Here is an 8,571-nt window from a genome sequence, read left to right as displayed (position 1 = left end):
CAGATGCCTTTGCCCGGGCCTGGTTTAAGCTATTACACCGCGACATGGGGCCCAAATCCCGTTACCTCGGACCCGAAGTACCCGAAGAGGATTTGATCTGGCAAGACCCGGTTCCGGCAGTGGATCATACCTTGATCAATGAAAAGGACATCGCTAAATTAAAAACCAAAGTCCTGGATTCCGGCCTGACAGTTGGCCAGCTGGTGTCCACGGCATGGGCATCCGCTTCCACCTTCCGCGGATCGGACAAGCGAGGCGGTGCAAACGGCGCACGCATCCGGCTGGCTCCACAAAAGGACTGGGAAGTCAACAATCCCGATCAGCTCAGCAAGGTATTGGAGACACTCGAAGGCATACAGAAGGAATTTAACAAGGCTCAATCCGGCGACAAAAAAGTCTCTCTTGCTGACCTTATTGTGCTGGCAGGATGTGCTGGTGTTGAAAAAGCTGCAAAGGATGCGGGTTATGATGTAACCGTGCCCTTCACACCCGGACGTACGGATGCATCTCAGGAATGGACCGATGTGGAATCTTTTAAAGTATTGGAGCCGGAAGCCGATGGTTTTCGCAACTATCATAAAAAACAATATGCGGAATGCACCGAAGAGGTGTTGATTGATAAAGCTCAGCTGCTCACATTGACTCCCCCGGAAATGACAGTTCTTGTTGGAGGTATGCGTGTGCTGAACACCAACTTTGATCACTCTGAAGATGGTGTTTTCACCAGGCGCCCGGAAGTGCTTACCAACGATTTCTTTGTAAACCTGCTCGATATGAATACCGATTGGAAAGCTGCTTCTGATAAAAAAGAATCCTTTGTCGGATACGACCAGCAGTCGGGCAAGGAAAAATGGAAAGGAACCAGGGCAGATCTTATCTTTGGTTCCAATTCAGAGTTGAGAGCCCAGGCTGAAGTTTACGCAGGCAATGATGCCGAGGAAAAATTCGTCAGGGACTTTGTGGCAGCATGGGATAAAGTCATGAACCTGGATCGTTTTGATCTGGCTTGATTTTATAAGCAACACAAAATATACAAAATCAACACCCAATGCTTATAATAAAGGTGGTCCTAACCCAGGCCACCTTTATTATTTGGTTAGGGGTTTTATTGTTGGACTGGAAAGATGGTGGAGTTACGAAACATTTCCTCAAATTTTTTTGTTACTTTTACATATTCATATTTAGATATTTTGTTGCATTCAATCAAAAACCATATACATGCTTTATTTCCTTAATTGTTTTCACCTAAAATTCTTTCAGTTATGAAAACTAAAAATAACATCAGCCGTCGCGAATTCTTAAAAAGGACAGCCTATGCTGCCGCTGCCGTTGGCTTAGTACCTCAAGTGGCCTGGAGCAAAGATCATTCAGTTCATTATGACCCCAAAGGATTGCCCACCCGGACCTTTGGCAAAACCGGCGTAAAGATACCCATGATCACCTATGGTACCGGTTCAAGATTTATGAAAGAAGACACGGATAAGGGCCTGGAACTGCTCGAATATGCCCTAAGCAAAGGATTGTATTACTGGGATACCGCAGCCAGCTACAAAAATGTGAGTGAATACAGTGAAGAAAGACTGGGTCGGCTGCTGAAAACCCACAGAAAAAAAGTATTTCTGGCAACAAAAGTCCAGGAAAGGGATGCTGAGGGGGCTAAACGGACCATTGAAAGAAGCTTTGAAAAGCTGCAGACCGATTACATCGATCTTTACCAAATCCATTCTATCAGCGGGATGGAAGATGCCAGAAATCTGGATGGTGTATACCAGGTTTTAAAAGATTATCAACGGCAGGGAGCCATTCGTTTTATTGGATTCACGGGACATACATCCGCAAAAGCAATGAAGTATGTGGCAGAAAACTATGATCTGGATACCATGCTCATAGCACTAAATCACATGCAGGAAAACCAGAACTTTGAGGAAAGGGCCATGCCTGCAGCAGCCGCCAAAAACTTGGGTGTACTGGGCATGAAAGTAATACGGCCCAGAGAAAGTATTAACCGACTGAGACCAACCGATCTGATAAAATATGCCCTGTCACTGGATCATGTTACCGCTGCCAACATCGCCATGGACAGCAAAGAGGTGATTGACACCAACATTGAGATCATCAGGAATTTTCAAAAGCTGTCCGAATCCAGGATGAATGAGCTGCAGGCCCAATTAAGACCCTTTTTCAACCATGAAAATGTGGAATGGATGAAACCGGGCTATGTAGATGGACTTATGGCATAAGGTTCACTAAAATTAAGCCGGCCCAAGGCAACCAATCGTTCCGGGGAAATTCGGTGAGCGTCCCGATCAATCTTAGCACCCAGCAACAAACCTCCCGAAATACCGGTGATTAAATCCATGTTTTCATGAGATGGATGCCCCGGAAGCACGAATGAGTTATTATTCGTGCCTCCGGGGGCCATTCAATTTATTTTAAAGAAAACAGACTTTAGAGTATTTCTTAATTCTACTAAATCAATATCAGTAAATCAATACCTCCGTGCCCATCATTCAATCTTCAGATCAATGGTCCCGCTCTCTTCCCGATTCTCGTCTTCGGCATTCTCCGTGGCAATGATATTGCCTTCTTTATCCAACACAGTGATGTCCAGATGAAAAGTCTGGGAGGGAGCATTGTACGGAATATCCATTTTCCTGCTCCAGATATTGTCTCCTGCTTTTTCATCACCATCTTCGCCGTTGTTGTTAAAAGTAAAAGAATACTGAGGGTATTCCCGCACTTTGCCTTTAACAGTTTCCACTTTCTCGGAGAACTTATTGAGTGTAACACGAGCAACCACCTCATCACCAGGTGAAGGATTTGAGGGATTTATATTCATACTCTGCACGAAGATTTTGCCGGCACATCCGACCATAAAGAAAGAAAGCATAAATGTAACCAGTAAAAGTGAAAGTAACTTTTTCATTTTTTCATCTCCCATTTTAAAATTTGATTGAACCATTGTATAAAAAAATATCAATAATTTAAGGCTTTTTGTTTACATTGCTCCTGACAGCCAGATTGCAGTGACTTAAATCATCAAAACGAAAATACAAAAAAAATAACCAAATCAAATAAGGTAAACATCTATTTTCTGAATTTTCAGGGTTGCTGTTTCCTACTCATGGGTAAAAGCAATGCCTCCACTTTCACGAACTGTAGACTGTTTATCAATAGTTACCAATCTAACCTCCTTTCCCGTGATGTTCTTCAGATTTTTAAAAAAAGCCAGCCGGTCAAGATTCCATTCATCTTCTTTTCCTTTCACATCGCAGAAAAACCAATCATCGATGTCGACAGAATAGCAAAAAAGATCAGGGCAATAATTCTCTTCCTCTTTGGGAGCCATAATATACTGAAAAGTCTTTGGATCAACTATTTGCTTAAAAGCTTCATGCTTTCGCTCATGGCTGGTCAGCTCATATTCTTTCATAAGTGAAAAATAGCCTATGGTATTGTAAATGATAACAGCCGCCATCCATTCATAAAACTTATATCCATACTTGGCCTCTTCTCTGGCCAGCCGGAGGTCATCCTCATCGAAAATTTCCGGATGGGCACCGGCCCATTTATTGATCAGATGACCGCTTTTGAAAGAATTATGCTGGGTTTCTGTGGTAGAGATATGCCAGAGGATTTTCATAATACCCGCTTTTTATGTTAACAAACAATTAACTCATTGTCGATGAATTCCCAAATTGTCTTAGAATAACGGAACAATGCAAATACCTATTATTTTTTTAATGTACTCCGAGCAAATATAAAACACGAGGTTCTATCCGTTAATATAAAAAGAAGGTAGATATATGCTTCCAAAATTGATTATCATATTGACCGGCATTCTATTGCTTCCGGGTTCTTCTGTTATACAGGAACTCGCGGAACCATCCATAAACATTCCGGTATTTCATTCGTCTTCATCTGCAATCACACTTTTCCTTTGCGGGGATGTGATGACCGGAAGGGGTGTGGACCAGATATTTCCCCAGTCAGTTGATCCACGGATTTACGAATCTTATGTAAAAGATGCACGGGACTATGTCCGGTTGGCAGAACAAGAAAAAGGCTCCATTGACAAACCCGTCTCCTATGATTATATATGGGGCGACGCACAGGAAGTATGGGAGCAGATCAATCCCACTTTCAAAATCATTAATCTGGAAACCAGCATTACTGCTCATGATGAACCCTGGCCTGGCAAAGGCATTCATTATCGCATGCATCCAGGAAATACAAAAGTCCTGACAGAAGCAGGGATCGATTTTTGCTCGCTTGCCAATAACCACATCATGGACTGGGGCAGGGAGGGGCTTCTTGAGACTTTAAAAAACCTTGAAAATAAAGGGATTCAGTATGCCGGCGCCGGAAAGAACCTGAAAGATGCACGTAAGCTGGCCGTTTTGAACAATGAAGAACAGCGGGTAATCGTTTTAGCTTATGGTTCTCCAACCAGCGGACTATTACAAAACTGGAAGGCCACTTCAGAGCAATCCGGGGTAAACCTGCTTTCCCATCTGGATACGAGTTCTTTGAAAAGAATCAAACAGGACGTTCAATCCACAAAGCAACCCGGAGATATTGTGGTATTTTCCATACACTGGGGCGATAATTGGGGCTATGAGATACCCGCACGTCAGCGTAAATTTGCCCACCGATTAATAGATGAGGCAGATGTGGATGTGATACATGGACATTCATCGCATCATCCCAGGGGTATTGAAGTATATAAAAACAAGCTGATTCTATACGGAGCCGGTGATTTCATAAACGACTATGAAGGCATTAGCGGGCACAATCAATACCGCGACGACCTTACGCTGATGTATTTTCCAAAAATCCATCCCGAAAACGGCAACCTGATCTCCATGAAAATCGTTCCCATGCAGATCAGAAATCTCAGGCTCAATCACGTTTCAGGAAAAGATGCCGAATGGCTCAGCTCCATGCTGAACAGAGAAGGAAAAAAACTCGGAACAAGCGTTGTATTAAATCAAGATAATACCTTCTCCCTGCATTGGGAATAAATTCATGGCTTTGGAGACTCCTATGGCGCTTGAAATTCAGCCGAATTGTATACGGTTTTCAAAACCTATTGTCCTTATTCGGAAGTGAAAAGCCTCCTCAATACTCTATCTCAGCAACAATCTTCCCGGAAAAGTATTTTCAGCCCAAACAAAAAACTATCTGAATTTGTCCTACTTAAACATGAATTGACTGCAGTTAATCAAAGGAGCATGCATGGCCCCTCAGGTTCTACTCAACCAATCACAAATATTTTGAACGATTTCGGTTCTAATAATGATAACAATCTATAAATAAAAAACGGAGGTTAGTATGAAAAAAGTTGCTATTAATGGACTCGGACGAATTGGACGGGCGACGCTCAAAATAATCATGGAGCGATCGGATATGGAACTGGTCGCAGTGAATGATATAGCGCCAATTGCCAACATGGTTTATCTGTTAAAATATGATACCGTGTACGGCCGGTATGAAAAAGAGGTATGCAGAAGCAAGGATGCAAAAAGCATTGCCATAGAAGACTATGGATTCTACTATTACAGTGAAAAGGATCCCTCCCAATTGCCGTGGAAATCTCATGATATTGATGTAGTGTTTGAATGCACGGGATTATTTACAAAAACCGAAGAACTGCAAAAGCATCTGGACGCCGGGGCAAAACAGGTAATTTTGTCAGCTCCCACGAAAAGCGAAGAAATGCAAACCGTGGTGCATGGTGTCAATAAAAATGAAGGAAACAAACAAATCATCTCATGTGCCAGTTGCACTACCAATTGTATAACGCCGGTTGTGGAGGTCATGAAACGAAGGATAGGTATAGAAAAAGCCACCATGAGCACCATTCATGCCTATACGTCTACTCAAAGCCTCGTTGATACTCCGGCCACAAAATTCAAACGTGGAAGAGCGGGTGCCGCCAATATGGTTCCTACCACTACAGGTGCAGCAACGGCTTCTGCCAAAGCGCTTCCCGATATCAAGGGAAAATTTAACGGAGTGGCTGTGAGGGTACCCATACCTGCAGGAAGTCTGGCAGATATTGTATTCGTTACCAGCAAACCTACAGACAGGAAGGAGCTCAACGACATCTTCCGTGAAGAAGCACGGAGCAAAAGATATAAAGATATTCTGGGAGTTACCGAAGATGGTATTGTATCTGCTGATATCGTTAAGGATCCCCGGGCTTCTGTTGTGGATCTAACCATGACCCAGGTAGTTGACGGAGATCTGGTTAAGATCATGAGCTGGTATGATAATGAATGGGGATATGCCAGTCAGATGGTAAAAGAGGCAGCGCAGGAATAATATCAGATTGTGCCTTTCTGAGTAATCTTCACTTCTCAAAAAACACTTTTCCGGGCCGGTTGAAACATGTGTTCAACCGGCTTTTTCTTTCCATTATATTCTGATTATATGATATATATTACTCCCTCACGATGATTTACATCACCGGTCATCTTATATCCTTTGAAAAAAACCTCCATATAGGTGTGAGGTTATTATCGATCCCTTTTATTATTCTGTGGGTTCGGAGGAAGTGTTGCTTATATTTTTTGTGGGTCGACTGGTTAATCCCCTGAAAGAACTGAGAGACATTGCCAGGGAAGTGTCAGAAGGAAATCTTAAAGTCCGGGCTGATATCAGGCAGAACGACGAGATTGGCACGCTGGGTCAAGCCATCAATCAAATGGTTTACAAACTTAGAGAAATTGTTGAGAACATTCAGATCATCTCTTACTTCTCTATTGAGGAAAGGCAAAATTCCGGTTTTCAAACGACAAGCAAATCTTCCGTTAATGCCGGCTCAGGAAATGGAAACCACAGCTCCAGCAGTACCCGGGAATATCAGAATAATACGTATTCCGCTGGAAACCAAGAAAAAGAATATACAGAAAATGGTGCGGGAATGAAAACAAAGCAAAGCAATAACGGACAATAATAGGCAAATGAAATTAAAAATCGGCAAATAAACCGATAATTATAGTTTATCGGTTTATTTGCCGATAAATTAAATTTCAGACACACCCAATGCCAAAAAAATGGCAATTCCAAAACTCAACAGGGAACCTACAAGCACATATTCAGAATGTTTCGTATTCCGAAATCTTAATATGGATTTTGCAGCAAAAATGAATCCTACAGCGCTATATTGGCCTGAAAGGATGAGCATGAAAGCCAGCAGACGTTCAACAATACCAATAAGCTTACCTGCATTGGGCAAACCTTTAGCTTCTTCTTCCTGATCCACCGCATTTTTCCTCACTCCTTTCTCCTTTGGGGCTTCAATATCAAAAACATCCAGCAGATTTTTGATGATGATGTTGGACGGTTTCAGACAAAGCACAACAGCAGAAATCGCTGCCAATATTTTTACGTCAGCACCAAAAGGTAACGCATACCCGAAATAGTGCACATAAAGCGTAGAAATTACAACCAGGATAATTAAATGAACAAACTGATCAAGAAAAAAATAATTTTTATCTTTTCTCACCTTAAAAAGGCTTTTCAGAATATCCATACCCAGGTGAAGTACCGAAATAACCAGCGCCCCTTTCCAAAATCCAATATGAAAAGACAAAGCCCATGAGGTGATAAAAATAATGAGGGCATGCCACACATGTTGTTTGGCGAAGAGTTTTTTCTCCTTATGGTCAATCCAGTTTTTCTCCTGAAGCATAAAATCAGCCAGTATATGGGCTGTAAACTGTAATATTAATAGTTTATAAAGCAGGGTCATAGGATTATTTTTTCAAAATATTTCACAGATTTTTCAATAGCATGCCATCCGGCAGCAGTAGAGTGCTGATTAATAGTAGACTGATATTTTTTCAGTATCTTGGCAATTTCTCCTTCATTATATCCCAGCAACTTATAATAAATTACCCGGCATTGTTTTGCTGAACATTTAGAGAGCAATACATCCAGAAGAGCAAACACCGGCGCAAACTGTTCCTCTGTCCCTTTATCCGGTGAACAAAAAAACATGGTATCTTTAATGATCACTTTTTGTTTGTCTGAAGTATCCATATTTTTTATGGCTCTCCCGGACAGTTCTATGGCTTCTCCATCTATTATACCCGCTTTTCTGTCCAATGTATCCAGAGGAGCCACAGCCGCAGCCAGTCGGAGACCATGCTCTTTAAACCGTTCAATTCGCTTATCCCTGGGTTCATCCTTCGGTAACTCCAACGATTTGATATAAGTTTTAATTATCAGGGCCAGACGGAGCACAAATTCTGGAGCGCTCATGGCACACTCCACATGATCCCCCTGAACAAGCCGGGCATAGAATCCTGCAGCGGCATATCTATTGGTAAGATCTTCAAATAAACCGGTAATGCCCTTCTCCAATCTTCTTTTATCATTACCGGAAAGAGAAGTGGAAGAAATGATATCACCTGAAATCGTTCCGTAATTCATAAAAAGAGCTTTATCGGCAAATATACTGATAATTTACAATCATCAGTATATTTGCCGTTTATTTTTACTGAATTTAATTTATCATAAATACAATAAAACATTTATGGATGTTAATCTGTTATAAATAAA

Annotated in this window: 9 protein-coding genes; 5 read left to right on the top strand and 4 right to left on the bottom strand. The window is 41.8% G+C overall.

Annotated elements, in window-relative coordinates:
• Nucleotides 1-1,010, top strand: a 1,010-nt coding sequence (locus KGY70_13110; GenBank protein MBS3776126.1) for a hypothetical protein, incomplete at its 5' end; no start/stop codon positions are given.
• Between the two features lie 252 nt (nt 1,011-1,262).
• Nucleotides 1,263-2,240, top strand: coding sequence for an aldo/keto reductase (locus KGY70_13105; GenBank protein ID MBS3776125.1), 978 nt, complete (start codon nt 1,263-1,265; stop codon nt 2,238-2,240).
• A gap of 266 nt (nt 2,241-2,506) precedes the next feature.
• Here the strand turns inward: KGY70_13105 and KGY70_13100 are convergent, their stop codons facing one another.
• Together KGY70_13100 and KGY70_13095 are read right to left on the bottom strand one after the other, a co-directional pair.
• Entirely contained in the window at nt 2,507-2,926 is a 420-nt protein-coding gene (locus KGY70_13100) for a hypothetical protein (GenBank protein ID MBS3776124.1), read from the bottom strand.
• A 192-nt stretch (nt 2,927-3,118) separates the two neighbouring features.
• The gene (locus tag KGY70_13095; protein MBS3776123.1) at nt 3,119-3,643 is read right to left on the bottom strand and encodes a hypothetical protein; all 525 of its coding nucleotides are present in this window, start codon (nt 3,641-3,643) and stop codon (nt 3,119-3,121) included.
• A gap of 163 nt (nt 3,644-3,806) precedes the next feature.
• Here KGY70_13095 and KGY70_13090 point away from each other — a divergent pair, with 163 nt between their 5' ends.
• The 3 genes from KGY70_13090 to KGY70_13080 all read left to right on the top strand — a co-directional run bounded on the left by KGY70_13090 (nt 3,807) and on the right by KGY70_13080 (nt 6,961).
• On the top strand, nt 3,807-5,024 hold the full coding sequence (locus tag KGY70_13090) for a CapA family protein (GenBank protein ID MBS3776122.1): 1,218 nt from the start codon (nt 3,807-3,809) through the stop codon (nt 5,022-5,024).
• Nucleotides 5,025-5,334: 310 nt separating this feature from the next.
• Nucleotides 5,335-6,327, top strand: coding sequence for a type I glyceraldehyde-3-phosphate dehydrogenase (gene gap / locus KGY70_13085; GenBank protein MBS3776121.1), 993 nt, complete (start codon nt 5,335-5,337; stop codon nt 6,325-6,327).
• A gap of 232 nt (nt 6,328-6,559) precedes the next feature.
• On the top strand, nt 6,560-6,961 hold the full coding sequence (locus KGY70_13080) for a HAMP domain-containing protein (protein ID MBS3776120.1): 402 nt from the start codon (nt 6,560-6,562) through the stop codon (nt 6,959-6,961).
• Between the two features lie 69 nt (nt 6,962-7,030).
• Here KGY70_13080 and KGY70_13075 read toward each other — a convergent pair whose 3' ends face one another.
• Nucleotides 7,031-7,759, bottom strand: coding sequence for a DUF3307 domain-containing protein (locus tag KGY70_13075; GenBank protein ID MBS3776119.1), 729 nt, complete (start codon nt 7,757-7,759; stop codon nt 7,031-7,033).
• Complete coding sequence (locus tag KGY70_13070) at nt 7,756-8,442, bottom strand: hypothetical protein (protein MBS3776118.1); 687 nt, start codon at nt 8,440-8,442, stop codon at nt 7,756-7,758. Before KGY70_13070 ends, KGY70_13075 begins: the two co-directional genes overlap by 4 nt.
• Nucleotides 8,443-8,571: the final 129 nt, after the last annotated feature.

The organism is Bacteroidales bacterium (assembly GCA_018334875.1).
In the GTDB taxonomy this organism is placed as follows: Bacteria; Bacteroidota; Bacteroidia; order Bacteroidales; family UBA12077; genus JAGXLC01.
The sequence above is the reverse complement of the archived record's forward strand: the minus strand, read 5'-3'. Positions and strand labels throughout refer to the sequence as shown.